The organism is Dankookia rubra (genome assembly GCF_004355005.1).
Classification (GTDB): domain Bacteria; phylum Pseudomonadota; class Alphaproteobacteria; order Acetobacterales; family Acetobacteraceae; genus Paracraurococcus; species Paracraurococcus ruber_A.
In genome coordinates, this window is record NZ_SMSJ01000002.1 from 152,920 (window position 1) to 178,408 (window position 25,489).

General features: G+C 68.2%; 23 protein-coding genes and 1 tRNA gene. 9 read left to right on the forward strand and 15 right to left on the reverse strand.

The genetic code is table 11. The features are described from left to right. Positions 1-16: 16 nt before the first annotated feature. The gene (locus E2C06_RS02480) at positions 17-2,158 is read right to left on the reverse strand and encodes a ComEC/Rec2 family competence protein (protein WP_241671082.1); all 2,142 of its coding nucleotides are present in this window, start codon (positions 2,156-2,158) and stop codon (positions 17-19) included. A 208-nt stretch (positions 2,159-2,366) separates the two neighbouring features. Between E2C06_RS02480 and gltX the strand changes: the two genes are divergently transcribed. Further along, entirely contained in the window at positions 2,367-3,764 is a 1,398-nt protein-coding gene (gene gltX / locus E2C06_RS02485) for a glutamate--tRNA ligase (RefSeq protein WP_133286995.1), read from the forward strand. A gap of 19 nt (positions 3,765-3,783) precedes the next feature. Here the strand turns inward: gltX and msrP are convergent, their stop codons facing one another. After that, a complete protein-coding gene (gene msrP, locus E2C06_RS02490) occupies positions 3,784-4,746 on the reverse strand; it encodes a protein-methionine-sulfoxide reductase catalytic subunit MsrP (RefSeq protein WP_133286996.1) in 963 nt (320 codons plus the stop codon). Between the two features lie 234 nt (positions 4,747-4,980). Between msrP and E2C06_RS02495 the strand changes: the two genes are divergently transcribed. Together E2C06_RS02495 and E2C06_RS02500 are read left to right on the forward strand one after the other, a co-directional pair. Beyond that, positions 4,981-5,760, forward strand: coding sequence for a response regulator transcription factor (locus tag E2C06_RS02495; RefSeq protein ID WP_133286997.1), 780 nt, complete (start codon positions 4,981-4,983; stop codon positions 5,758-5,760). Positions 5,761-5,850: 90 nt separating this feature from the next. Continuing rightward, positions 5,851-6,588: a lytic transglycosylase domain-containing protein gene (locus E2C06_RS02500; RefSeq protein ID WP_133286998.1), complete on the forward strand. Its 738-nt coding sequence runs from the start codon at positions 5,851-5,853 to the stop codon at positions 6,586-6,588. A gap of 22 nt (positions 6,589-6,610) precedes the next feature. Here the strand turns inward: E2C06_RS02500 and E2C06_RS02505 are convergent, their stop codons facing one another. Both E2C06_RS02505 and E2C06_RS02510 read right to left on the reverse strand, forming a co-directional pair. After that, positions 6,611-7,624 (reverse strand): amino acid ABC transporter substrate-binding protein, encoded by a 1,014-nt coding sequence (locus E2C06_RS02505; protein ID WP_133286999.1) that lies wholly within the window; start codon positions 7,622-7,624, stop codon positions 6,611-6,613. A gap of 10 nt (positions 7,625-7,634) precedes the next feature. Then, positions 7,635-8,315, reverse strand: coding sequence for an NIPSNAP family protein (locus E2C06_RS02510; RefSeq protein ID WP_165982171.1), 681 nt, complete (start codon positions 8,313-8,315; stop codon positions 7,635-7,637). Positions 8,316-8,493: 178 nt separating this feature from the next. On the opposite strand from E2C06_RS02510, the gene E2C06_RS02515 reads away from it, so the two are divergent. Both E2C06_RS02515 and E2C06_RS02520 read left to right on the forward strand, forming a co-directional pair. Then, entirely contained in the window at positions 8,494-8,823 is a 330-nt protein-coding gene (locus E2C06_RS02515; protein ID WP_133287001.1) for a hypothetical protein, read from the forward strand. Between the two features lie 491 nt (positions 8,824-9,314). Beyond that, positions 9,315-10,307, forward strand: a complete 993-nt coding sequence (locus E2C06_RS02520) for a methyltransferase domain-containing protein (protein ID WP_133287002.1) — start codon at positions 9,315-9,317, stop codon at positions 10,305-10,307. 269 nt (positions 10,308-10,576) lie between these two features. On the opposite strand, the gene E2C06_RS02525 is transcribed toward E2C06_RS02520, so the two are convergent. The 7 genes from E2C06_RS02525 to ssb form a co-directional block, all read right to left on the reverse strand. Continuing rightward, positions 10,577-10,652, reverse strand: a tRNA-Lys gene (locus E2C06_RS02525). A gap of 46 nt (positions 10,653-10,698) precedes the next feature. After that, complete coding sequence (locus E2C06_RS02530) at positions 10,699-11,196, reverse strand: peptidylprolyl isomerase (protein WP_165982185.1); 498 nt, start codon at positions 11,194-11,196, stop codon at positions 10,699-10,701. Positions 11,197-11,414: 218 nt separating this feature from the next. Continuing rightward, positions 11,415-11,909 carry a peptidylprolyl isomerase gene (locus E2C06_RS02535; protein ID WP_133287003.1) on the reverse strand — a complete coding sequence of 165 codons (495 nt, stop codon included), beginning with the start codon at positions 11,907-11,909 and terminating at the stop codon, positions 11,415-11,417. Between the two features lie 28 nt (positions 11,910-11,937). Continuing rightward, positions 11,938-12,480: a peptidylprolyl isomerase gene (locus E2C06_RS02540; protein WP_133287004.1), complete on the reverse strand. Its 543-nt coding sequence runs from the start codon at positions 12,478-12,480 to the stop codon at positions 11,938-11,940. 38 nt (positions 12,481-12,518) lie between these two features. Next, positions 12,519-13,031, reverse strand: a complete 513-nt coding sequence (coaD, locus tag E2C06_RS02545) for a pantetheine-phosphate adenylyltransferase (RefSeq protein WP_133287005.1) — start codon at positions 13,029-13,031, stop codon at positions 12,519-12,521. Continuing rightward, a complete protein-coding gene (gene gyrA, locus E2C06_RS02550) occupies positions 13,024-15,864 on the reverse strand; it encodes a DNA gyrase subunit A (protein WP_133287006.1) in 2,841 nt (946 codons plus the stop codon). The genes coaD and gyrA overlap by 8 nt, the downstream gene beginning before the upstream one ends. Before the next feature lie 217 nt (positions 15,865-16,081). After that, a complete protein-coding gene (ssb, locus tag E2C06_RS02555; RefSeq protein ID WP_133287007.1) occupies positions 16,082-16,612 on the reverse strand; it encodes a single-stranded DNA-binding protein in 531 nt (176 codons plus the stop codon). Positions 16,613-16,785: 173 nt separating this feature from the next. On the opposite strand from ssb, the gene uvrA reads away from it, so the two are divergent. Both uvrA and E2C06_RS02565 read left to right on the forward strand, forming a co-directional pair. After that, complete coding sequence (uvrA, locus tag E2C06_RS02560) at positions 16,786-19,671, forward strand: excinuclease ABC subunit UvrA (protein WP_133287008.1); 2,886 nt, start codon at positions 16,786-16,788, stop codon at positions 19,669-19,671. A gap of 196 nt (positions 19,672-19,867) precedes the next feature. Beyond that, positions 19,868-20,671 carry a calcium-binding protein gene (locus tag E2C06_RS02565; protein ID WP_133287009.1) on the forward strand — a complete coding sequence of 268 codons (804 nt, stop codon included), beginning with the start codon at positions 19,868-19,870 and terminating at the stop codon, positions 20,669-20,671. Positions 20,672-20,718: 47 nt separating this feature from the next. Here the strand turns inward: E2C06_RS02565 and E2C06_RS02570 are convergent, their stop codons facing one another. Next, complete coding sequence (locus E2C06_RS02570; protein ID WP_133287010.1) at positions 20,719-21,549, reverse strand: phytoene/squalene synthase family protein; 831 nt, start codon at positions 21,547-21,549, stop codon at positions 20,719-20,721. 153 nt (positions 21,550-21,702) lie between these two features. Between E2C06_RS02570 and E2C06_RS02575 the strand changes: the two genes are divergently transcribed. Next, entirely contained in the window at positions 21,703-22,341 is a 639-nt protein-coding gene (locus E2C06_RS02575) for a superoxide dismutase (protein ID WP_133287011.1), read from the forward strand. A gap of 86 nt (positions 22,342-22,427) precedes the next feature. Here E2C06_RS02575 and E2C06_RS02580 read toward each other — a convergent pair whose 3' ends face one another. Continuing rightward, on the reverse strand, positions 22,428-22,787 hold the full coding sequence (locus E2C06_RS02580) for a hypothetical protein (RefSeq protein WP_133287012.1): 360 nt from the start codon (positions 22,785-22,787) through the stop codon (positions 22,428-22,430). A 95-nt stretch (positions 22,788-22,882) separates the two neighbouring features. Next, positions 22,883-23,224, reverse strand: coding sequence for a preprotein translocase subunit YajC (gene yajC / locus E2C06_RS02585; RefSeq protein WP_133287013.1), 342 nt, complete (start codon positions 23,222-23,224; stop codon positions 22,883-22,885). A gap of 101 nt (positions 23,225-23,325) precedes the next feature. On the opposite strand from yajC, the gene E2C06_RS02590 reads away from it, so the two are divergent. Further along, the gene (locus E2C06_RS02590) at positions 23,326-24,171 is read left to right on the forward strand and encodes an ATP-binding protein (protein WP_133287014.1); all 846 of its coding nucleotides are present in this window, start codon (positions 23,326-23,328) and stop codon (positions 24,169-24,171) included. A gap of 39 nt (positions 24,172-24,210) precedes the next feature. Here the strand turns inward: E2C06_RS02590 and serS are convergent, their stop codons facing one another. After that, the gene (serS, locus tag E2C06_RS02595; RefSeq protein ID WP_133287015.1) at positions 24,211-25,485 is read right to left on the reverse strand and encodes a serine--tRNA ligase; all 1,275 of its coding nucleotides are present in this window, start codon (positions 25,483-25,485) and stop codon (positions 24,211-24,213) included. Between the last annotated feature and the right edge of the window lie 4 nt (positions 25,486-25,489).

Below are 25,489 nucleotides of genomic sequence, written 5' to 3' on the forward strand. Positions count from 1 at the left end.
CGCATCCGGGCTGCCTCTACTCGATGGTTGCCGGCGGATCCGGGGACGTCGTGCCGCGCGGCACCGGGACGGACGGAACCCAGGGCCGCGCACCCCGCGCAGCCCGGTCGCTCAGCACCCGCACCCCGTCCGGCACCAACCATATGGCATGCGCGCCGTTCCGCCAGACCGCGAAACGGTCCACCACCTGCGCGGCGCAGTGCCCTCGCACCGGCTCGGCCGAGACCACGAGAGCCGCACCGGCGCAGACCTCCGCCGGCGGGGCGCCGCGCAGCAACACCGCGGCCGGCGCGTCCGGCGCCGGCCGCAGCGTGCAGGACCCGGCGGCGCATTCGATGCCTGCTGCGCTGTACGCTCCGGTCTTTGGCAGGAGCGTCGCCTCGGTCACGCCATGGAGCCGCAGCCAGCTTTCCCGCGTGAGGCCGGAGGCCCCTGCCTGCTTCTGCACCGCCAGTCCCTGCCCGGCCCGCAACCCGATCAGCCGCGCATCGGCCGAGACCAGGATGTCCGGCGCCCGCTGCCAGGCGCCGCTCGCCAGCCCGAGCAGGATGAACGGCAGGCCCAGCAGCCGCCAACGCGCGCCCCAGAGGCACAGCCACAGCATGCCGAAGGCGCAGAGCCCGAGCCCCCAGGCCGGGATCGGCGGCGCCGTCAGCACCGCGCCCGGCCAGGAAGCGACCCAGCGAGCGACGACCAGGATCCCCTCCACTCCCCAGCCCATGGGCACCAGCGCGAGGCCTTCCAGCCCGAAAGGCATCAGCGCCGCTGCCGCCATGCCAGCCGGCATCACCAGCGCCGAGGTCAGCGGCACCGCCAGCGCATTGGCGGCGACGCCGTAGAGCTGAAGCCGGCCGAAATGATGCAGGCCGAACGGGGTCGTCGCCGCCCCCGCGAGCACCGAGGTCGCCAGAACCCCGAAGGCCGCCAGGGCCAGCCGCCGGCGCCAAGCTCCACGCCCCGGCTTTGGCAGATGTGGCCGTAGCGCTTCCCAGCCGGCGATCAGCGCGAGGACCGCGGCGAAGCTCATCTGGAAGCTGGCGCCGAGCACCGCGGCCGGCTGCAGCAGAAGCACCGCGGCGGCGGCCAGGGCCCAGGCGCGCAGGCTCAATGCGCGCCGTCCCGTCAGCAGGGCGAGAGTAGCCAGTGCCGCCATGGCGAAGCTGCGCTGCATCGGCACGGCGCAGCCGGTCAGCAGGAGGTAGAACCCGCCGACCGCGAGCGCGCCAAGCGCCGCGGCGGCCTTGCCCGGCAATCGCAGCGCCACCCAGGGCAGCAGCGCCAGCAGCCAGCGAAGCAGCCCGAAGCTCAGCCCCATGACGATGGCGATGTGCAGTCCGGAGACGCTGAGCAGGTGCGCCAGCCCGCTGTCCCGCATGGCGCCGAGATCGGCCGCCGGTATGGCGCTCTGCCCGCCGGTCAGCAGCGCCGCGGCGACAGCGCCTGCAGCGCCGGGGATGGCGGCGGTGACGCGCGCCTCGATCGTCGCGCGCAACCCGGCGAGCAACGGCGCGCCGGCCTCACCGGCCATGACCTCCGCCCGGCCCAGCGCGAAGCCGCTGCCGGCGAGGCCCGAGAACCACGCGGCCCGCTGGAAGTCCCAGGCTCCAGGATAGGCCGGTGCCGCTGGGGCGCGAACCAAGGCACGGACACGGACCAGGTCGCCCGGCTGCGGCTCGGCGGGGTCGTCATGCTTCAGGCGGATCCGGACGTGCCGGGCGAGCGGCGCCGCGCCATCCAGCCGTGGTGCCTCCAGCGTCAGCCGGCGTCCCTCGGGCAGCAACTCGACCGCGGCGATCCGGGCTTCGAGGATGGTGGCGCCGCGTGGCAGGTCCGGCATCGGCGGCTGCCGCCCGGCCTGCCAAGAGGCTACGGCGAAGCCCAGCGCCGCTACTGCCACGAGGCCCAGTGCCCAGCCCGCCAAGGGCCAGCGCGCGGCGGTCCAAACGGCCAGGGCCAGCAGCGGCGGCGCCAGCCAGATCGCCCCGGCAGACGGCTCGGCAGGTAGGCTGAAATACAGCAGCACGCCGGCGCCGAGCGCCACCGCCAACCATGGCGCCAGCCTGCCGCGTTCCGCGGCAATCAGGCCGACCGACTCGGCCAGGGCGGAAGACCGCTGGCCGGCCCATGCCGCGCCGGAGCGTGCGATGGAATTTGACACTGGAGTCGCATAAGGGGGACGACTCGGGCTTCTCAACCTTTAACTGCATATGGAAGGTCTGATACGCCATTAAGTCGAGTAAACGTGATCGATACGAAGTATTGCGAAGCATCGGACGACCTCGGCGCGATTTCCCGAACGCCTGGTTCTGGACTACTGAGCCTGCCCGCATGGCGCCGCGGCGCGGCGCAGCCCTGGGAACCGCACCATGTCCGTCCGCACCCGCTTCGCGCCCTCCCCCACCGGCTACCTGCATATCGGCGGGGCCCGCACCGCGCTCTTCAACTATCTCTTCGCCCACCACCATGGTGGCCAGTACCTGCTGCGGATCGAGGATACCGACCGCCAGCGCAGCACGCAGGACGCGGTGCAGCAGATCCTCGACAGCCTCGATTGGCTGGGGCTGAGCCCGGACGAGCCGCCGGTCTTCCAGACCGCGAACGAATCCCGCCATGCCGCGGTGGCGCGCGAGCTGCTGGCCAAGGGCCAAGCCTATCTCGCCTATGACACGCCGGAAGAGTTGGCCGCGATGCGGGCGGCGTCGGAAGCAACGAAGCGCCCCTTCAAGTACGACGGCAGCCGCTGGATCGCACTTGACCCGAAAGATGCGCCGGGCGTCGCGCCCGCGATCCGCATCAAGGCGCCCAAGAGTGGGGAGACGGCGGTCTCCGACCTGGTGCAGGGCGAGGTGCGGGTCGCCAATGCCGAACTGGACGACATGATCATCCTGCGCTCGGACGGCACGCCGACCTATCTGCATGCGGTGGTGGTGGACGACCACGACATGCGGATCACCCATGTTATCCGCGGCGACGACCACCTGACCAACACCTTCCGCCAGTGCATGGTCTATGACGCCATGGGCTGGCAGCGGCCGAAATTTGCGCATATCCCGCTGATCCACGGGGCCGACGGCGCCAAGTTGTCGAAGCGCCACGGCGCGGTCGGCGCACTCGAGTTCCGCGAGCAGGGCTTCCTGCCCGAAGCGGTCTGCAACTACCTGCTGCGGCTCGGCTGGGGCCATGGCGACGAGGAGTTCATTCCGCGCGACCGGGCGATCGAACTGTTCGACCTCGGCGGCGTCGGCCGCGCCGCGTCGCGCATGGACTACGTCAAGCTGACGCATCTGAACGGCATCTACCTGCGCGCCGCCGATGATGGCCGGCTGACGGAGGAGGTGCTGGCGCGGCTGTCCAGGCACAAGGTCGATTTCGGCACCGAGGGCGGCGACCGGGTACGGGCGCTGATGCCGGTGCTGAAGGAGCGGGCGAAGACGCTGGAGGAGCTGGCCAGCTCCGCCGCCTTCGCCGCGGTCGAGGGCCCGCCGCCGATGGATGCCAAGGCCGCGGCGATGCTGACGCCGGAGGCCAAGGCCCGGCTGGCCGACCTGGCGCAATTCCTGACCGACGCCCCCTGGGAGCGCGCCGACCTCGAGAGCTGGCTGCGCGACTATGCCGAGGTGAAAGGCGTCAAGCTCGGCCAGGTGGCCCAGCCGCTGCGCATCGCGCTGTCCGGCAGCACGCAGAGCCCGCCGATCGACGCCGTCCTCTGGGCGCTCGGCCGGACCGAGGCGATGGACCGGATCCTGGCGGCAGCGGGCGAGTAGCCCACCCCGCCAGGGCGGCTCAGGCCCAGAGCCGCTCCTTCTGCAGGTTGGTGTAGAGGCCGGCGACGAACTCGCCATAGCCGTTGAAGAGCTGGGTCGGAATGCGTTCGCCGGAGCCCAGCACCCGCTCGCTCGCCTGGCTCCAGCGGGGATGCGAAACCTCCGGGTTCACATTCGCCCAGAAGCCGTATTCCGAGGCCTGGATCGCCTCCCAGAAGGTCTTCGGCCGCTGCGCCACCAGGCTGATCTTCACCAGCGACTTGCCGGCCTTGAAGCCGTATTTCCAGGGCTGGTGGAAGCGGATCGGCCCACCATTCTGCGGCGGCAGCGGCTTGCCATAGGCGCCGGTCACCAGGAACGACAGGTCGTTCGCCGCTTCCTCCACCGTGCAGGCCTCGATATAGGGCCAGGGATACCAAGACTGCCGTAGGCCAGGCATGGCGGCGGGCAGCACCGCCGTCTCGAAGCGGACGTATTTCGCGTCCGGCCTGGGGCCGACCGCCTTCAGCAGGGCCGAAATGGGGAAGCCAGTCCAGGGTACCACCATCGACCAGGCCTCGACGCAGCGGAGCCGGTAGACCCGCTCCTCGATCGGCATGGTCTTCAGCAATTCCTCGATGTCGAATTCGCGCGGGCTATCGACCAGCCCGTCGACCTTCACCGTCCAGGGCCGCTGCGGCAGCTTCTGGGCCGCGCGATAGACGCCCTTGTCGGTACCGAATTCGTAGTAGTTGTTGTAGGTCGTTGCGTCTTTCTCGGCGGTGATCTCGCGGCCCGGCAGGTAGCGCGGGTTGCGGCCGACGGCGGCGGCATCCGTCGCTGCGGCGGTCTGCGCCAGCGCCGGCAAGGCGATGCCGCCCGCGCCGAGGCCGATGCCCAGCCCGGCGGCGGCCTTCAGCGCGGCGCGGCGGCCGAAGACCAGTGCTTCGGGGGTGACGTCACGCTCGGGGATTTCCCAGCCGCGTGGAATTCGGATCAGCATCGCAGGTCTCCGTGGCGCCCGTGGCAGAAGGGCCCGGGTGTGGCCGCCGTCAAGCGCGGCGGCCCTCCTCTGCGGTGTTTCGCCGCAGCCCGGCCAGGCGTTACGGTCCTGCGACCCGCCGGGGATGCGTTACGCAAGGCAATCATGACCGGGTCATGTGTACTTTATGATTGTACTCTGAGTGCGGCGCACTATCATGTGATCTAACAAAGCGTTGTAGCCCACGGAGATCACATGCGCATTGCAGTCGCCGCCGACACCGGCTCCACCGCCGACCTCGAAGCCGCGCTCGCCGAATTCGGCGTCCTTTGCGATCCGGCCGAGAGCATCGGCGAGCTGCCCTCGGTCGTCGCCCTCAGCGGGCCCTACGACCTGGTGCTGCTACGGATCGGCCAGCCGCTGCGGACCGTGCTGCCGGCACTGCGGGACCTGCGCCGGCGCGGGATGACGCTGCCGGTGATCCTGTCCTGCACCAGCCTCGTAGTGCCGGAGGAGGAGGAGGCCGCGCTGCATGCCGGGGCCGACGACGTGGCGTTCCACCCACTCCGGCTTCCGGTGCTGCATGCCCGGATGCAAGCGATGGCTCGCCGGGCGCGCGGCTATGCCTCCGCCGAGCTGGTCTGCGGCAACGTCACGCTGGATCAGGAACAGCATGCGGTGATGGTCGACGGCAAGCGGGTCAACCTGACCGCGCGGGAGTTCGACTTCCTCGAGACGCTGATGCTCCACAAGGGGGTCCTGCTCACCAAGGAGCGCTTCATGTCCCGGCTCTACGCCGATTCGGAGGCGCCCGATTCGAAGATCGTCGACGTCTTCGTCTGCAAGCTGCGGCGGAAACTGACCGCCGCAGGCGCCGCCGAGATCATCCGCACCGTCTGGGGCCGCGGCTACGTGGTCTTCGAACCCTCCGCCCATGCGATCGAGGCCGCGCGGCAGACCCGCCAACCCGATGCCGAACCTGCGCCGCGCGGCTGGGTCCGCCGTGCGCCGCGATTTCTAGCCGTCCCGGCCTGAGACGGACAGACCGCCGCGGGGCTGTCCTGGCACGGCGGTTGCGCTGACCCGGCAGGCACCCGCATCCCGCGGGCGCCGGGGTCCGGGACCATGCGCGCCACAACATGCTGCCTACTGCTTCTGCTGCTTCCCGCGCCGGCGCCGGCGCAAACGGCGGAACCAGGCCAGCTTTGCCGCTCCGCCACTATCCAGGCGGAGCGCGAGCGTGGCCTGCCGCCACGGCTGCTGGCGGCGATCGGCAAGGTCGAAAGCGGCCGGCGCGACCCGCAGACCGGCACTACCCATCCCTGGCCCTGGGCGATCAATGCCGAGGGGCGGGGCAGCTTCTTCCCAGACAAGTCGGCAGCGATTGCCGCCGTGCGGGCGCTGCAGGCCGAAGGCGTACGGTCCATCGATGTCGGCTGCCTGCAGGTCAACCTGCGGCATCATCCGCAGGCCTTCGCCTCGCTGGAGGAGGCCTTCGACCCCCTGGCCAATGCCCGGTATGCCGCGCGGTTCCTGGCCGAGCTGCAGGCCAGCCGCGGCGACTGGCTACAGGCGGCGGGGGCCTATCATTCGCAGACCCCGGGTCTCGCCGAGCCTTATCGCGCGCGGGTCGCCGCAGCCTGGCTGGCCGAACAGGGAATGCCGGCGCCACCAGTCGCCGTTCTCGCCGCGGCATCGCCCGGCGGTGCCCCGATGCTCGACAACGGGGCGGCGCGGATGCGGTTGGCGCCGGCCACGCTCGGCGCCGGGCGGGGCCTGGACGCCTACCGCGCGGCGCCGATCCCGCTGGCCGGCCGGCCCTCGCCCGCTTCGGCGCAGTCTCTGCTGGCGCGGCGGTCCTGATGCCTGAGTTGCTTCCGGATGGTCAGCGCATCGGCCAGGAATACATCAGCCCGCCATCGGTCCAGAGCCGGTTCAGCCCCCGCTCCAGCCCGATTGCGGTCTTCGGGCCCAGATGGCGCTCGAACAGCTCGCCATAGTTGCCGACCGCGCGGATGGCATTGATTGCCCAGGCCGGATCAAGCTTCAGACCGTTGCCAAGCACCGGGTCGACCCCGAGCAGCCGGCGGATGTCCGGGTTCGGGCTGGTCTTCATCGCCTCGGCGTTCTGGCTGGTGACGCCGAGCTCCTCCGCCTGGATCAAAGCCGAAATGGTCCAGCGCACCACGTCGAACCATTCCTGGTCGTCGCGCCGCACCACCGGCCCATAGGGTTCCTTGCTGAAGCGCTGTGGTAGGATGACGAAGTCGCCCGGCCGGGTGAACTGGCTGCGAAGCGCGGCCAGCTGAGTCGCATCGGTGCCGATCGCGTCGCACCGCCCGGCCTGCAGCGCCTGGGCATTGTCCTGCATGCGTTCCTGCAGCAGCGGGGTGAACTTCAGGTTGTTGGTGCGGAACCAATCGGCCGTCACCAGCTCGTTCGTCGTCCCCGGGGAGAGGCAGATGGTCATGCCGTCCATGCCTTTGGGGTCGCCGATACTGGCCTCCCGGCGGACCATGAAGCCGTGGCCGTCATAGAGGTTCACCGCAACCATGCGCAGGCCGAGCGTGGTGTCGCGCGTCATGGTCAGGGTGGTCTGGCGGATGAGCACGTCGATCTCGCCCGATTGCAGCGCGGTGAAGCGCTGCACCGCGGTCAACGGGACGAAACGGACCTTGCTGGCATCACCGAACAGCGCCGCGGCCAGGCCGCGGCAGAGATCGGCATCCATGCCGCGCCAGGTACCCTGGCTGTCCGGCAGGGAGAAGCCTGCGACGCCGACATTGACGCCGCAGTTCAGCGCGCCGCGCGACTTGACGGTGTCGAGGGTCTGCCCCGCCAGGGCTGAGCCCATGCCGAGCGCGAGCAGGCCAGCCACGAGCCAGCGCAGGGGAGACATGCTCAAGCCCTCAGCGGATCGGCGACCAGGGCACCGGCTTCAGCACCAGCGTGTTCTGCGCCTTCAGGGCGCCGAGCCCGCTGGTCGCCTTGCCGAATTCCGCCCACCCCGGATCGGCCGCCATCGCGGCTCGGCGGCGGTCGCGGTCGCCGAGCGAGCTATAGGCCCAGGCGAAGACGGCCTGGTTGATCGGGCCGCATTCAGTCACGGCGAAGAACAGCAGCTGGCCAAGGTGCTTGTCCTGCACCGGTTTGCCGACCGTCTCATAAGCCTGCAGCCAGCTGTTGATCCGGCCCGGCTCGAAGTCATAGGTTCGGTGGTCGACGAACATGGCGTCGCCCTCGATCGTCTTCACGAAGGGCTGGCCAACCTTCTGGATCGGCGAGAAGGGCACGGTCTTCAGCAGCTTGGCTTCCTGCGCCATCAACGCGCCGATCGGCCGGGTCTCCTGCAGGAAGCGCTGCCATTCCGGATCGGCGTCGCGGCGGACCATGCCGCGCTCGCGCTCGTCGATGTCGTCGAAGCCGCGCAGGAAGAGCACGCGGTTGATCTGGCCGAACTCGACCGTGAACATGCCCATCAGCGGCGTCAGGGTGCGCGAGGAGGCAGGGCCACCGATCTCCGCGTAGGCCTTCAGCCAGGCCGGCAGCTTGCCCGGATGCGCGGTGTAGATGCGCTGCTCGATGAACATGGTGCTTCTCCCCCAGGACGCCGCGACGCGGCGGGACGGGCCGGAGTGCCGCATGTTCCGCCGCGGTGGTCAATCCGCCCGGTGGCATCGCCTCCCACGTCTTTCGGTGAATAAGTCTTCGAAACAGCCTGCGAGTGGAACGCTATGGCGACAAGGACGACGGCGAGAGGCGCTTACGGTGAACACTCCTGACCTGCCCACCCCAGCTGGCGAGAACACCCGCCGGGTGGGCCAGCTGGTCGCCGAGGGGTTGATGCCGGCATCGATCAGCGACCGCGACCATGCCGAATACGGCGACGCGCTTGCGGCAGCGCCAAACGCCTACCGGCGCTGGCTTTCCCTTGGCTCCCGACCAGCGGTGATCCGGCTGCTGCGTGAGGATCGCCGCGCGTCGGTCAGCACAGAGTTCGCCCGACGCTTGGTGCTCAGCCTAGGACGCGCGCTGCTTGCCGGCTGCGGTGCGTTGTCACCAGCCTCACAGGCGCTCGCCACAAGACCGGCAATCTGACTGCGGGTATCCTGACGGAAACCACCTACCCTGACCCTGATTTTGGAAACGTTCCCGGCGTGACCAGTCCGTCGCGGCATCGTAGCCGCGTATCACGAACATGACGCCGTCAGATGTTAACCAAGGCCTATCAAGCCCTATCAAGCCCTGTCCAGCCTGATAGTGAGACCCGAACGTCAACGGATACCCTGAGGCTACCCGCCACTGGTCTGGGCGCCAGCCACCGTTATTCGCGGCGGAGTACATATCTGTTACGATTTAGTACCGACAAAGACTTTGGGCGGCTCCTTAATCATTGCAAGGTTGGCCACTGCGCATCAGGATGACGCTCCTCCGGTGCCGGCCAGACCCGCAGCAACACGAGCTGGCTGCCCGCAATGTTGCTCCAATGCCTCAGGTACTCCGATCTCCGATGACCTTCTGACTCGATTTGATAGCTTCCGAAGCGGTCTGTTAGGTTTGGGCCCAAGCGCAACGAAGGGGTTGTTTTCATGTACAATGTTCCCCGGATTAAGCCCTTGATCAAAGGCGTGCTTTCTTTTCCATTTCTCAAATTTCGGACAAGTTCTCTGGCTGCGGATGTTCTGGGCACCGGCCATGCAGAATGTTGCTATTCAATATTTTTGCGGTACATTTCCCTTCTTAATAATGGCGGTGTGACGGCAGTGCCAAAGACAGTGGCCGAGCTAGGTCCGGGTAGTTCCCTTGGAGTAGGATTTGCGGCTCTCATCGCGGGCGCAGAAAAGTACTATGCTCTCGATATTATCGATCATACCGATGTGGACGTAAATCTCAGTGTTTTCGATGAACTTGTGGCTTTATTTCGACGCAAAGCACCTATTCCAGCAGCAGGCCTGGAGAGCCGCCGCTTTCCCGATCTTGACTGCTACGACTTCCCCTCGTTTCTGATTTCTGATTGGGATGCAGCACGGGAGAGACGAATTGCTATAATTCTTGACGATATTGCCTCCAAAGGGGGAGTGTTCGTCGAGACCGCTGCCCCTTGGACCCAATCAAACTTGATCAAGCCGCAATCCGTCGACTGGATCTTCTCGGTCGTGGTTCTCCAACATGTCGATGATGTTGCTCATACTTACCGCGCGTTCGCGCAGTGGCTCAAACCCGGCGGCTACGCTTCGCATACGATCGGCTTCGATTCGCACAATCTAACAAAAGAATGGAACGGACATTGGGCTGTCAGTGACTTGGCTTGGCAGGCTCTCAGGGGCCGGCGGCCATATCTGCTGAACCGCCTACCCTATGGCGAACACCTGCGACTGGCAGCCGAGAATGGTTTCTCCACAGTCATGGAGAAACGGCACAAGCGTTTCGATGGCCTCATCAATGAGCAATTCGCGCCACGCTTCAGGACAATGAGCGATGACGATGCTCGGACCGAAATGGTGTTCCTCATCAGTCGTTTAGCGGAGAAGAGCGGTGACCGCGTTGCCTTGTCGATGCAGGAAGGCCGGCAACGTGAATGATGCAAGAATTTCAGTGCGCATGCCGGCAGTTTGCGCCTTCCCCGCTTGGTCGCAGAATAGCACCCACCGGACGAAGGCGGAGAACGGCGAGACTTACCGTATGCCACGCACTACGAAACTATCGGGTTATAACCGCGGCATCGGGCCGATGCCTGACCTTGGAATGGACTCCGATGGAAGTTGCCCGCCACCCTCGATGAGGGTCTGGTCGGGCAGCAGCGAGCGACCAAAAGCAAGACGCGTCACTGCAGATAATCGTGAGTTGTGAATGGTGAGCCGGGTGGGACTCGAACCCACGGCCACGAGATTAAAAGTCCCGTGCTCTACCGACTGAGCTACCGGCTCACACGGTGCCGCCGCGGCCGGGGAAAAGCGCGCGGCGGCGATAAAGTCAACTGGCGGGAGCTTCCGTCGCGGGCGGCGGCGCATCGGCGGCGATCCGCGCTTTCACCAGCCGGTCCGGCCCTTGGACTACGCCATTGCCGCCGGTGCCGCGCTTGATCTTGTCGACTGACTCCATGCCGGCAACCACGCGGCCCCAGATGGTGTACTGGCCGTCGAGGCTCGGCGCCGGTGCGAACATGATGAAGAACTGGCTGTTCGCGCTGTGCGGCGCGGCGGTGCGCGCCATACCGCAGGTGCCACGGGCAAAGCGTACCTTGTTGGTGAACTCGGCGGGCAAGTCGTCGTAACCTGCATCGCGTGCACCGCCCGTACCGGTGCCAGTCGGATCGCCTCCCTGGGCCATGAAGCCCTCGATCACGCGGTGGAAAGGCGTGCCGTCATAGAATCCGGCGCGGGCCAGGGTCTTGATCCGCTCGACATGTTTCGGCGCCAACTCAGGCAGCAGCTCGATCGTCACCGCGCCATCCTTCAGCTCGAGAATCAGCGTGTTCTCAAGCTTTGGGTCCGGCCCAGGCGGGGCGGCGGCAGGGGGGGCGGCGGCCTGAGCCTCGGTCGCCCCGGCTTCGGTGGTGCCAGTGTCGGCCGGCGTCTCCTCGGCAGGGGCTTCCCTAGTCGGGGGCACCTCGACCGGCGGTTCGCCAGGAATCTCCACGGGGCTGCCGGCTTCGTCGCTCATACTCTCGTCCTTCTGCGCTGCGCGGATCAGGCGATGCTGGCGCGGATCAGCTTGTCCGGGCCGCTCACCGTGCCGCTGCCAGGAGCGCCGCGCTTGATGTTGTCCACTGCGTCCATCCCGTCGACCACCCGGCCCCAGACGGTGTACTGGCCGTCGAGGAAGCTGGCATCGCCGAAGCAGATGAAGAATTGGCTGTTCGCGCTGTTCGGGCTCTGGCTGCGAGCCATGCCGCAAACGCCCCGCTGGAAGCTGACCTTGTTGAACTCGGCCGGCAGGTCGGCAAAGCCGGCCTCGCGGGCGCCGCCGGTACCGGTGCCGGTCGGGTCGCCGCCCTGGGCCATGAAGCCCTCGATCACACGGTGGAAGGGCGTGCCGTCGTAGAAGCCACGGCCGACTAACTCCTTGATGCGCTCGACATGCTTCGGCGCCACGTCGGGTAGCAGCTCGATGGTGACGGGGCCGTCCTTCAGCTCGAGGATCAGCGTGTTCCCCGGCGCGGGGGTGCCGGCTGCGTTGGTCATCGGAATGCGTCCTTGTTGGATGTGCGGGTCAAGCTGCGACGATTCGGGCGCGGATCAGCTTGTCAGGATTGGTCACCGTGCCGCTGCCGGGGGCACCGCGCTTGATCTTGTCCACAGCATCCATCCCGGCGATGACGCGGCCCCAAATGGTGTACTGGCCATCGAGCGACGGCGCCGGCGCGAACATGATGAAGAACTGGCTGTTCGCGCTGTTCGGGTTCTGGCTGCGGGCCATACCGCAGATGCCGCGAATGAAGCGGTACTTATTGGTGAACTCCGCAGGTAGGTCGGGCAGGTCACGCGCCCCGCCCGTGCCGGTGCCGGTCGGGTCGCCGCCCTGGGCCATGAAGCCCTCGATCACGCGGTGGAAAGGCGTGCCGTCGTAGAAGCCGCGGCCGACCAGCAGCTTGATCCGCTCCACGTGCTTTGGCGCAACATCGGGCAGGAGCTCGATGGTCACGTCGCCATCCTTCAGGGTCAGCACCAGCCGCTCCTTCGCCTGCGCCTGGGCGGGACGGATAGCGGCCGGGGCGCCGAACAAGGCAAGGCCGGCGAGGTGTCGTCGCAGCATGGATGTCTCCGCTTGGATGGCGCCTGTGGCGCGCCGGGTCAGCCCTGAGCCGGGTTGCGCACGCGGGCGAGCGTCCGTTCCAGGGTCAGCTTCGGCACGAAGCTGGACACGTCGCCGCCCAGCCGCGCGATCTCCTTCACAAACCGCGAGGAGATGAACTGGTTCGTCTCACTGGCCATCAAGAAAACCGCTTCGATCTCGTGGTCCAGGCGGCGGTTCATCCCTGCCATCTGGAACTCGTAGTCGAAGTCGGTCACCGCTCGCAGGCCGCGGATGATCATGCTTGCGCCCAACTCCTGGGCGAAGCCGACCAGCAGCCCCTCAAATGGCCGGACCTCGATGATAGTCCCGGTCCGCTGCGCGATCAGGTCCGTCTCGGCGCGGACCAGTTCGACCCGCTCTTCGAGCGGGAAGAGCGGGCTCTTGCCGATGTTGATTGCCACACCGACCACGAGTTTGTCGAGGATGCGGGCGGCACGGCCAATGACGTCGAGATGGCCGTTGGTGACCGGATCGAAGGTGCCGGGATAAAGCCCGATCCGCTCACGCATCGGAGGATGTTCCCGGCTCGGCGGCCGGCTCCGTCACTGCCAGCGCACCAGTCTGCGCCAGACCGGAATCGGTGCCGGCCTCGGTCGCCGCATCGCCCTGGTCGTCGACGACCGGGAAGCAAGAGTTCACGCGTTCGCCCTCATTCAGTCGGAGGAGCATCACGCCCAGGCTCCGACGGCGCGTCAAGCGCACCTGGTCGGCCGGCAGCCGGATCAGCCGTCCCGTATCCGTCACCAGCATCACGTCGTCGCCCGGCCGGACTGGGAAGGTCGCCACGACCTCCTTGCCGGTGCGACGGCTGAACAGCATGCCTTCCAACCCCTGCCCGCCCCGGCCGGTGAGCCGGTAGTCATAGGCCAAGCTGCGCTTGCCGAAGCCGCCATCGGTGATGGCGAGGATGATCTCCTCCGCTTCCTCCAGCTCGCGGGCCCGCTCGGGCGAGAGGGTAACCTCGTCGCCGGCACCTTCCTCGGCGCCGTCCTCGGCTTCCTCGGCGGACGCGGCCTCGGCCTCCTCGACGCCGTTGCCGTTCTCGCCGCGGCGGCGCTGGGCAGCGTTGCGGATCGCCGCCTCGCGCTCGGCCGGCGTCGCCTCGACGTGACGGAGGACGCTGAGGGCGATCACCTCGTCCCCCTTGCCAAGGCGGATGCCGCGCACCCCCGTGCTGTCGCGACCGGCGAAGACGCGCAGCACGTCCTCGCTCGCCTGGAAGCGGATGGTGCGGCCCTTGCGGGTGGCGAGCAGAACGTCGTCGCCCTCACGGCAGGTGGAGACGCCGATCAGCGCGTCGCCGTCATCGAGCTTCATGGCGATCAGGCCTGCGGCGCGGACGTTCTTGAAATCGGAAAGCTTGTTGCGGCGGACCCCGCCCGAGGCGGTGGCAAAGACCAGATGCAGCCCTTCCCACAGGCTTTCGTCGTGCGGCAGCGGCAACACAGCGGTGATCTGTTCGCCTTCCTGCAGCGCCAGCACCTGGCGCAGCGAGCGTCCCTTGCCCTGGGCGCCGCCTTCCGGCAGCTGCCAGACCTTTTCGCGAAAGGCCATGCCGCGGCTGGTGAAGAACAGCACCCATTGATGGGTATGCGCGATGAAGCTGCGCATCACCACGTCGTCCTGCCGGGTGGAAGCGGCGGAGCGGCCCCGGCCGCCACGATGCTGCGCCCGGAAGGTGTCGAGCGAGGTGCGTTTCACATAGCCGTCCCGCGTCAGCGTGACGATCATGTTGCCCGGCTCGATCAGGCTCTCGTCGTCCACGTCGGCGATGCCGTCGACGATCTGGGTTAGCCGCGGTGCCGCAATCTGGGCGCGGACGGCGCGCAGCTCCTCGGTCATCACCTCCATCCGGCGGGGATGGCTGCCGAGGATGTCCAGCAGCTCGCGGATCCGGCCGCCGATCTCCTCGAGCTCCGCGGTGATCTTGTTGCGCTCGAGCCCGGTCAGGCGGTTCAGGGTCAGCGCCAGGATGCCGCGGGCCTGCGCCTCGGTCAGGCGCACCGTGCCCTCCGGCGTCACCACGTTGCCGGCATCCTCAATCAACGCCAACAGCGTGCCGACATCGCCGGCCGGCCAGGCGCGCGCCATCAGACTGGCGCGCGCCTCGGCCGGGTCTGCGCTGGCGCGGATGAGGCGGATGACCTCGTCGATATTGGCCACCGCGATGGCCAGGCCGATCAGCAGGTGGCCGCGCTCGCGCGCCTTGGCCAGGCGGAAGCGCGACCGCCGGAGGATGACCTCCTCGCGGAAGCTGATGAAGGCGCGCAACGCGTCGATCAGCCCCATCTGCCGCGGCTTGCCGTTGTCGAGCGCCAGGAAGTTCACGGGGAAGGAGGTCTGCAGCTGCGTCATCCGATACAGCTGGTTCAGCACCACCTCGGCCGTCGCGTCGCGCTTCAGCTCGATGACGATCCGCATGCCGTCGCGGTCGCTCTCGTCGCGCAGGTCAGAGATGCCCTCGACCGCCTTGGCGCGGACCAGCTCGGCGATTTTCTCGATCAGCGTCGACTTGTTGACCTGGAAGGGGATCTCGGTGGCGACGATGGCCTGGCGGCCGCCGCGCATCTCCTCGATCTCGCACTTCGCCCGCAGCGGGATGGACCCGCGCCCGGTCTCGAAGGCCGAGCGGATGCCGGCGCGGCCCAGGATCAGCCCGCCGGTCGGGAAGTCCGGCCCGGGGATGATCTTCATCAGGTCGATGAGGGAGGTATCCGGCTCGGCGATCAGCGCCAGCGTCGCGTCGATCACCTCGGTCGGGTTGTGTGTCGGGATATTGGTCGCCATGCCGACGGCGATGCCCTGCGCGCCATTGACCAGCAGATTGGGGAAAGAGGCCGGGAGGACGCGCGGCTCCTGCTCCGATTCGTCGTAGTTCGGCTGGAAGTCGACCGTGTCCTCCTCGATGCCCTCGATCAAGGCGGAGGCGGACCGGGCCAAGCGAACCTCAGTGTAGCGCATCTGGGCCGGGGGATCGCCGTCCATGCTGCCGAAGTTGCCCTGGCCGTCGATCAGCGGGACGCGCAGCGAGAAGGACTGCGCCATGCGCACCATGGCGTCGTAGATCGCGGCGTCGCCATGCGGGTGGTACTTGCCCATGACGTCGCCGACGACGCGGGCAGACTTGCGATGCGGCTTGTCGGCGGTATAGCCGCTTTCCTGCATGGCATGCAGGATGCGGCGATGCACCGGCTTCAGGCCGTCCCGCGCATCCGGCAGGGCGCGCGCGACGATCACGCTCATTGCATAATCGAGGTAGGAGCGGCGCATCTCCTCCTCGAGGGTCACGGGCACGGCGTCTTCGGGTCGGATGCCGTCGCTGCCGTTCTCGGTCTCGCTCACGCTGGTGTTCTTCCTCGTCGTCCGGCGCCGGGCCGGCCTGCCGCATGGCGCCGGGGGTGCTGCATAGTCAGGGGATACAGGTCGCCGGCCGCGCCGGCGGGGTCCGACCGCCGTTTCCGGCAGCCGGTACCACCGGAGGGGCAGCCCGAGGTAGTCCCCAAGGCTACCAGTCTAGTATTCTTGCGGCCGTGGGGCCACCCCACGGCCAGGTTCGCCCTCAGAACGGAATGTCGTCGTCCAGGTCGGCCCCGCCTTTCGGCTTGCTGTCCCAGCCACCGCCACCGCTGCTGCGACCGCCGCCGCCGCCGCCGCCCGAACGTTCGCCACCGCCATAGCCACCGCCGGAGGACCGGCCGCCGCCATAGCCGCCGCCCTCGCCCATCTCACCGCCGCCGCCGCGACCATCCAGCAGGGTCAGTTCGCCCTTGAAGCGGCTGATCACCACCTCGGTAATCTCCCGCTCCTGACCGTCCTTATCGGTGTACTTGCGACTTTCGAGCGCGCCCTCGAGGTACACCTTGCTGCCCTTCTTCAGGTACTTCTCGGCGATCTCGCCGAGTTTCTCGTTGAAGATGGCGACCCGGTGCCACTGGGTCTTCTCCTTGCGCTCGCCGGAAGCACGGTCGTTCCAGGTCTCCGACGTGGCGACGGAGAAAGACACCACCTTGCTGCCCGACTGCATGTTGCGAGCTTCCGGGTCACGCCCCAGATTGCCCACCAGGATCACCTTGTTCACGCTGCCGGCCATGCCGCCAAAACCCCCGGAATCGAGCGCCTAGCATACCGCCTAGCCAGCCTTCCGGCGAGTCCGACGGCATGCCCGGGGCCCACCGAGACCCCTTCCCGCAGCATTAATATGGTGGCATTCCCCCAGGAACACAATGTGAACGTGGACCGAGCTCGGTCCCGTGGAGCGACCCGATGGCCCCCCCGCCCGTCCAGATCAACGCCGGCCAGATCCGTATCCGGGGAGCCCGTACCCACAACCTGAAGAACATTGACCTTGACCTGCCGCGGGGAACGCTGACGGTCATCACCGGCCTCTCGGGCTCCGGCAAATCGTCGCTCGCCTTCGACACCATCTACGCCGAGGGCCAGCGGCGCTACGTCGAGTCGCTCTCCGCCTATGCCCGCCAGTTCCTTCAGCTCATGCAGAAGCCTGACGTCGACAGCATTGAGGGGCTGAGCCCGGCGATCTCGATCGAACAGAAGACCACCAGCCACAACCCGCGCTCGACCGTCGGCACGGTGACCGAGATCCACGACTACATGCGCCTGCTCTGGGCCCGGGTCGGCGTGCCCTACAGCCCCGCCACTGGCTTGCCGATCGAGGCGCAGACCGTCTCGCAGATGGTCGACCGGGTCCTGGCGATGGCGGAGGGCACGCGGCTGCTGCTGCTCGCCCCGGTGGTGCGCGGCAAGAAGGGCGAATTCCGCAAGGAGCTGGCGGAATGGCAGCGCCGCGGCTTCGAGCGTGTCAAGATCGACGGCAAGCTGCTGCAGATCGCCGAGGTGCCGGCGCTGAAGAAGACACTGAAGCATGACATCGAGATCGTGGTGGACCGCATCGTGGTCCGCGACGGCATCGCACCCCGCTTGGCAGACAGCTTCGAGACCGCGCTCGCCCTGTCCGACGGCATCGCCTATGCCGAGAATGCCGACACCGCGGAGCGGACGGTGTTCAGCGCGAAATTCGCCTGCCCCGAATCCGGCTTCACCATCGAGGAGATCGAGCCGCGGCTCTTCTCCTTCAACAGCCCGCAGGGCGCCTGCCCGACCTGCGACGGGCTCGGCACGCAGAGCTTCTTCGACCCGCAGCTGGTGGTGCCGGACGAGCTGCGCAGCCTGGCCGAGGGCGCCGTCGCCCCCTGGTCCGGCGCGCAGTCGCCCTATTACGACCAGACGCTGGAAAGCCTGGCGCGGCACTACAAGGTGCAGACCAGCGCCCCCTGGGCCGACCTGCCCGCCAAGGTGCGTACCGCGATCCTGCACGGCACCGGCGAGGAGGTGGTGACGCTCCGCTACAAGGATGGCCTTCGCGCCTATGACGTGAAAAAGCCCTTCGAGGGCGTGCTGCCCAATCTCGAGCGCCGCCACCGCGAGACCGACAACCCCTGGGTCCGCGAGGACCTGGCGCGCTACCAGGCGGAGAAGCCCTGCGAGGCCTGCCACGGCTTCCGACTCAAGCCGGAATCCCTGGCGGTGAAGGTCGCCGGCTGCCATATCGGCGAGGCCTCCGACCTTTCCATCCGCAAGTCGCGCGATTGGTTCGCCGGGGTGATGGCGACCCTGACGCCGCAGCGCCAGGAAATCGCCCGCCGCATCCTGCGGGAGATCGAGGAGCGGCTGCAATTCCTGGTCGATGTCGGGCTCGACTACCTCTCGCTCGGTCGGTCCTCCGCCACGCTCTCGGGCGGCGAGTCGCAACGCATCCGCCTCGCCTCGCAGATCGGCAGCGGCCTGACCGGCGTGCTCTACGTGCTGGACGAGCCCAGCATCGGCCTGCACCAGCGGGACAACGAACGCCTGCTGGCGACGCTGCGGCGGCTGCGCGACATCGGCAACACCGTCCTGGTCGTCGAGCATGACGAGGACGCCATCCGTGCCGCCGACCACCTGGTGGATATCGGCCCTGCGGCCGGCGCCGGCGGCGGCCGCGTCATCGCCCAGGGCACGCCGGCCGAAGTCGCCGCCAATCCGGCCAGCCTGACCGGCGACTACCTCTCCGGCCGCCGGCGGATCGAGGTGCCGGCGACGCGGCGCAAGGTGGACAAGAAGCGCGCGGTGAAGGTGGTCGGCGCGCGCGGCAACAACCTGAAGGACGTCTCCGCCGAATTCCCGCTCGGCACCTTCACCTGCGTCACCGGCGTCTCGGGCGGCGGAAAGTCGACGCTGGTGATCGAAACACTGTACAAGGCCGCGGCCCGCCGGCTGATGGGCGCCGGCACCGTGCCCGCGGCGCATGACAAGATCGAAGGGCTCGATCAACTCGACAAGATCATCGACATCGACCAGTCGCCGATCGGCCGCACCCCGCGCAGCAACCCGGCCACCTATACGGGCCTCTTCGCGCCGATCCGCGACTGGTTCTCCGAGCTGCCGGAAAGCCGCGCCCGCGGCTACAAGCCGGGCCGGTTCAGCTTCAACGTCAAGGGCGGCCGCTGCGAGGCCTGCCAGGGCGACGGCCTCATCAAGATCGAGATGCACTTCCTACCCGACGTCTACGTCACCTGCGACGCTTGCAAGGGCAAGCGCTACAACCGCGAGACGCTCGAGGTGAAATTCCGCAACAAGAGCATCGCCGACGTGCTGGAGATGACGGTGGAGGAGGGCGTCGAGTTCTTCTCCGCCGTCCCCGCCATCGCCGAGAAGCTGCGGGTGCTGAAGGAGGTGGGCCTCGGCTACATCCATCTCGGCCAGCAGGCGACGACGCTGTCGGGCGGCGAGGCGCAACGCATCAAGCTGTCGAAGGAACTGTCGCGCCGCGCTACCGGCCGCACGCTCTACATTCTTGACGAGCCGACCACCGGCCTGCATTTCGAGGATGTCCGCAAGTTGCTCGAGGTGCTGCACCAGCTGGTCGAGACCGGCAACACGGTGGTGGTAATCGAGCACAACCTCGAGGTCATCAAGACCGCCGACTGGATCCTCGATCTCGGGCCCGAGGGCGGCGATGGCGGCGGCCGCATCGTCGCCGCCGGGACGCCGGAGGAAGTGGCGGCGACCGCGGGCAGCCATACCGGGCGGTTCCTGGCGCCGCTGCTCGCCGTGCAGGCGCCGGCGGCGAAGCGACGCAAGCGGGCCTAACCAGCCGCTTCACGCGCCGACCGGGAAGGTTTCCGCATAAACCGCAATCCTGCCGCGCACGCCTTGTGCGCTGGATTACGTTTCCACCAGATGTGATGCGGCGGCGCCAACACGTCACATCAGTTCCCGGTCGGAAATTGCTTTCCTCCTGCCGCCCGGCGCGCAGTCGCCGGCATTTCAGCGGAGGATTACCAGGATGCCCGACATCACCTTCGGCACGCCCGGTCCGGACAGCCTGACCGGCGCCGCGGAGGCCGTGGTCTTCTACGGCCTTGGCGGCAACGACACGCTCACCGGCAGCAACCTAGCCGACCTGCTCTTCGGCAATGCCGGTGACGACAGCCTCGCCGGCCTTGATGGCGCCGACCTGATCGTCGGCGGGCGGGGCGACGACAACATCAACACCGGCGCCGGCAACGACGTCATTCGCGCCGGTGCGGGCGACGACACCGTGGGCGGCATGGCCGGCAGCGATACGATCTTCGGCGGAGCCGGCAACGACCTCGTCGCCTGGAACGACCCGGCCGGCGACCTCGCCTTCGGCGCCGCCGGAAACGACACGCTGCTTGGCGGCAACATCGCCGCCGACAGCATCTTCGGCGGCGCCGGTGACGACCTGATCCGCGCCTTCGCTACCACGGCCGTGGCAGGCACGGCGCCCGACCTACTCTCGGGCGGTGCCGGCAATGACGTCATGCTCGGGGGCGCCGGCAACGACACGATCGATGGCGGCCGCGGCAACGACACCATGTCGGGCGGCGGCGGCAACAATGTATTCGACTACAACGGCGATGTTGTGGTCGGGCAGGACCTGATCACCGATTTCAACATCCTGGGCGACGTCATCCGCCTTTCGAATTTCGAGCCGGACTTCAAGCCTCTTGAGGCGCTGACGGATGGGCCTCTCGGCGCGGTGCTCGATCTCGGGGGCGGCGACAGCGTCGTCTTCCTTGGCCGGCTGGCCCGGGAGTTCGACACGGCCGACTTCGTCCTCGTCTGACGCGGCCCGACGCCGCAGGGGGGGGGGGGCATACCGGGCGGGTCACATCATATCCGCCCGGTGAAGCCCGCCAGCGTCACGGCCAGACGATCGCCGAGGCTGCGCGGGTCCAGGCTTACCGTTTTGCCGCGCGACAGGCGCCGCAGGTCGCGCCTCGCGAGCACTGCGGGCAGCGCCGCGGCGACCGCCAGGCGTCCGAGCGGCCGCAGCGTCGTCCGGGTCTCGTCCAACGTCGCCAAGCTCTCACCGGCCAGCGCGGCCAGCACCGGCCGGGCCGCCTCCGGCGCCTGCACCACCGCCGCCGGCGTCAGCCCGGTCGCGTCCAGCGCATCCTGCGGCAGCAGGCAGCGCCCCTGCCCGGCCAATGACCGCACGCTGCGCAGCACCCCCGCCAGACCGTAGGCGGCGCCCGCCCGCTGCAGCGCCGGCAGCAGCGCCGGCGCCGCGCCCAGCAGCCGCCCCGCGGCCACGGCAAAGCCACCCGCCGTGCCGCGAAGATAGGCCGCGAATGCCTCCCGCGTCGGCATGCCCTCCTCCTCCGCCTCGACCTCCCGCGCATCGGCCAGGGCCAGAAGATCGGCCGGATCCAGCGCGCCGGCGGCGATCGCGGCATGAAGCGGCGCCGCCACCTCATGCCGCCGCGCCGGCAGCCCCTCCGCCGCCTGCGCCACCGCGTCCCGCCACCATTGCAGCCGCATCAGCGCGATCAGCGGCGTCTTCGCTGCCTCCCGCGCCCGGGCAAGCTCGTGGTTGTAGGCAATCAGCGCGAACAGCGCGTCGCGCCGCTCCGGCGGGGCGAAGAGCGCGCAGAGAAATCGGTCGGGGTCATGCCGGCGGGCGAATTCAGCGATCGGGGAGAGTTGGGATGGGCGGGCCATCGGCGCCTTATGCCCGCGCCTTGCTTGACGCGCCACGGCACCCCGCTTAGCTGTTTTGCCGGCGTCCGGGCCCCGCAACACCCTTGCTCCGGGTGCGTTTCCTGCGGGTGCGTCTCCTGGGCGCATTCCATCGAAACACGAGGAGACACCCCCATGGCCTTCAGCCTGCCGCCGCTGCCCTATTCCACCAATGCGCTCGCCGGTCAGGGCATGTGCCAGGAGACTCTCGAACTCCATCACGGCAAGCACCACAATGCCTATGTCACCGCGCTCAACGGCCTGATCGAGAGCAAGGGCCTGCAGGGCAAGAGCCTCGAGACGATCGTTGCCGAGGCCGGCAAGGCTGGCACCGACGGCCTGCCGGTGCTGAACCAGGCCGGGCAGCACTGGAACCACATCCTGTTCTGGCAGGTGATGTCGCCGAAGGGCGGCGGAGACAAGCTGCCAGCCAAGCTGGCGGCGAAGATCGACCAGGACCTCGGCGGCCTGGCGCCGTTCAAGGAGGCCTTCAAGCAGGCCGGCGTGACGCAATTCGGCTCCGGCTGGGCCTGGCTGATCGTCGGTGCCGACGGCAAGCTAAAGATGACCAAGACGCCGAACGGCTCCAACCCGGTCGCCACCGGCGAGGGCACGCCGATCCTCGGCGTTGATGTCTGGGAGCACGCCTACTACCTGGACTTCCGCAACGTCCGGCCGAACTACCTCGACAACTTCCTCAACAAGCTGGTCGACTGGGAGGTGGTTGAGGGTCTGATGCAGCAGGGCGGGCTGAAGTCGGGACAGTCGGCGTAAGCCGCCAGAGCCTTCCGGAAGAATGGGGCGCCCGGGCAACCGGGCGTCTTTTTCATGCCGACCGCCCTACTCCTGGTCCGACCGCCCTACTCCTGGTCGAAGACCGGTGGCCTGGCCAACTCGGGCGCGAAGCCGGCGAAGGTCTCGGCCAGCGTCGCCGGCCAATGGCCGGTGCGGGCCGGGGCCAGGTAAACGGGTTCGCCATCATCCAGCAGCATCAGGAACAGCCGCTCGCGGCCGGCATCGAAGGCCATGAACAGCCCACGCCTGCTGCAGCCGGTGCGCGGCTCGGGATCGGCGCAGCCCCAGCCGACCAGCCAGCGATCCTCGACCAGCGTGACCGGCGGGCCCGGCAGGCGCAGCCCTTCGTATACCTGCTGCTGCCGGCCCCTGGCCGCGCCCCGCAGCAGGGTGCCCACGGCCGGCAGTGCCGCGAGCTGCACCATGCTGCCGCCCGCCGCGGCACGGGTCGCTGCCGCCTCGGGCGAGACGGCGCTGGCGGGCGTGGCCAGCAGGACCGCCAGGACGAGAAGGAGCGGCCTCAGCCCTTTGCGCCGGCGTCGTTGGCGCCGATCGGCTTCAGCACGTCGCCAATGGTCTGGCGCAGGATGCTGACGCGGACATTCGGCGCGATCTCGACCTCGACCTCGTCGACGCCGTCCTTCACCACCATTACCTTGCCGATGATGCCGCCGGCGGTCAGCACGCGGTCGCCACGCTTCAACGCCGCGAGCAGCGCCTTGTGCTCCTTCTGCTTCTTCTGCTGCGGGCGGATCAGCAGGAAGTAGAAGACGGCGAAGATCAGCAGCAGCGGCGCGATCTGGGTGACCATCGCCAGGCCGCCCCCGAGGGAATCCTGCGCATAGGCGGGGGAGATGAACATCCGGGGCGAATTCCTTGTGGTTCCGGCTTGCCGTGCAAGCCGCGCGCAAACTAGCTTCCGCCCCCTTCCCGTCAAGTGCGGCCCAACTTTCGGAAACGACCATGGATATGGCCCTGATCACCCGCATCGTGGAGGCGCTGGAGCGCCTGGCGCCGCCGCCGCCCGCCCCGCCCCGGCTGGAGGGCGCCGATGCCTTCGTCTGGCACCCGCTGCCCGGGCCGCGGCTATCCCCGGTCCCGCGCGTTTCCCGCGTCGAGATCGGTCTGCTGCAGGGCATCGACCGGCAGAAGGACCTGCTGGTGGAAAACACGCTGCGCTTCGCCCGCGGCTTTCCCGCCAACAACGTGATGCTCTGGGGCGCCCGCGGCATGGGCAAGTCGTCCCTGGTGAAGGCGGCGCATGCGGCGGCGAATGCCGAGCGGCCCGGCAGCGTCGCACTGATCGAGATCCACCGGGAGGACATCCGCACCCTGCCCGACCTGCTGAACATCCTCCGCGCGCAGGACCGCCGCGCGTTGGTGTTCTGCGACGACCTCTCCTTCGAAAAGGAGGATGCCGACTACAAGGCGTTGAAATCGGTGCTGGATGGCGGGATCGAGGGACGCCCGCCCAACGTGCTGTTCTACGCGACCAGCAACCGCCGCCACCTGATGTCGCGCGACATGATCGAGAATGAGCGCAGCACGGCGATCAACCCGAACGAGGCGGTGGAGGAGAAGGTCTCGCTCAGCGACCGCTTCGGGCTATGGATCGGCTTCCACAATTGCGACCAGCCGACCTACTTCGCCATGGTCGAGGGCTATGCGGCGGCACTCGGGATCGACCTGTCCGAGGAGGAGCTGCGGCGGCAGGCGAACGAGTGGTCGGTCACCCGCGGCGGGCGGTCCGGCCGCGTCGCCTGGCAATTCATCCAGGATCTCAGCGGCCGGCTCGGCATCGCCAACTGAGGCCGGCAGCAGGGGGCGCCGCCCCCTGCCCCGCGCTGTTCAGGCCGCGACGATGCGTTCCAGGCCGCCCATCCAGGGCCGCAGCACCTCCGGCAGCACCACGCTTCCATCCGCCTGCTGATGCGTCTCCAGCACCGCGATCAGCGCCCGGCCGACTGCGACGCCGCTGCCGTTCAGCGTATGGACGAAGACGTTGCCCTTGCCCTCAACCGGCTTCATCCGGGCATTCATCCGCCGCCCCTGAAAGTCGCGGCAAGTGGAGCAGGAGGAGATCTCCCGCCACGCCCCCTGCCCCGGCAGCCAGACCTCCAGGTCATAGGTCTTGGCCGCGCCGAAGCCGGTATCCCCGGCACAGAGCACGATGCGGCGCCAGGTCAGCCCGAGTTCGGTCAGCACCCGCTCGGCGCATTCCGTCATCCGCTCATGTTCCGCCGCGCTGTCCTGCGGACGGGTGATGGAAACCATCTCCACTTTCTGGAACTGGTGTTGCCGCAGCATCCCCCGCGTGTCGCGCCCGGCGCTGCCGGCCTCGGAACGGAAGCAGGGCGAGAGCGCGGCGAAGCGCAGCGGCAATGCCGCCTCAACAATGATGTCGTCGCGCACGAGGTTGGTCAGCGGCACCTCGGCGGTCGGGATCAGGTAGCGGCCGTCGGTAGTCCTGAATAGGTCTTCCTCGAACTTGGGAAGCTGCCCGGTGCCGTACATGGTTGCGGCACTGACCAAGTAGGGTACGGCGGTCTCGGCATAGCCGTGCCGCTCGGTGTGCAGCGTCAGCATCCACTGGCCGAGCGCGCGCTCAAGCCGCGCCAGGGCGCCGCGGAGCACGGTGAAGCGGGCGCCGGCCAGCTTGGCGGCGCCGGCGAAATCCATCAGCCCGAGCGCCTCGCCGATCTCGAAATGCTGCTTCGGCGCGAAGTTCTGCCGCGGCGGCTCGCCATGCTGGTGCAGCACGACATTGGCGGATTCATCGGCGCCGTCGGGGACATCGGGATCGAGGATGTTCGGCAGCGTCTCGAGGATGTCCCGCAGGCTCCTCTGCTGCTGCGGCAGCGATTCCTCCAATGCCGCCATCTCGACAGCAATGGCACGCCCTGCGGCTTCGAGACCGGTGCTGTCCTGGCCTTGGCGCTTCGCCATGCCGACCAGCTTGGCGGTCTCGTTGCGGCGTGTCTGCAATTCCTGCAGCTTGGTCTGGGTGGCGCGCGCCGTCGCATCCAACGTCATCAGGCGCTCCGCCACCGGCGGCAGGCCGCGTCGCACCATCGCCGCGTCGAAGGCAGCCGGATCGGCGCGGACGGATCTGATATCATGCATGGCG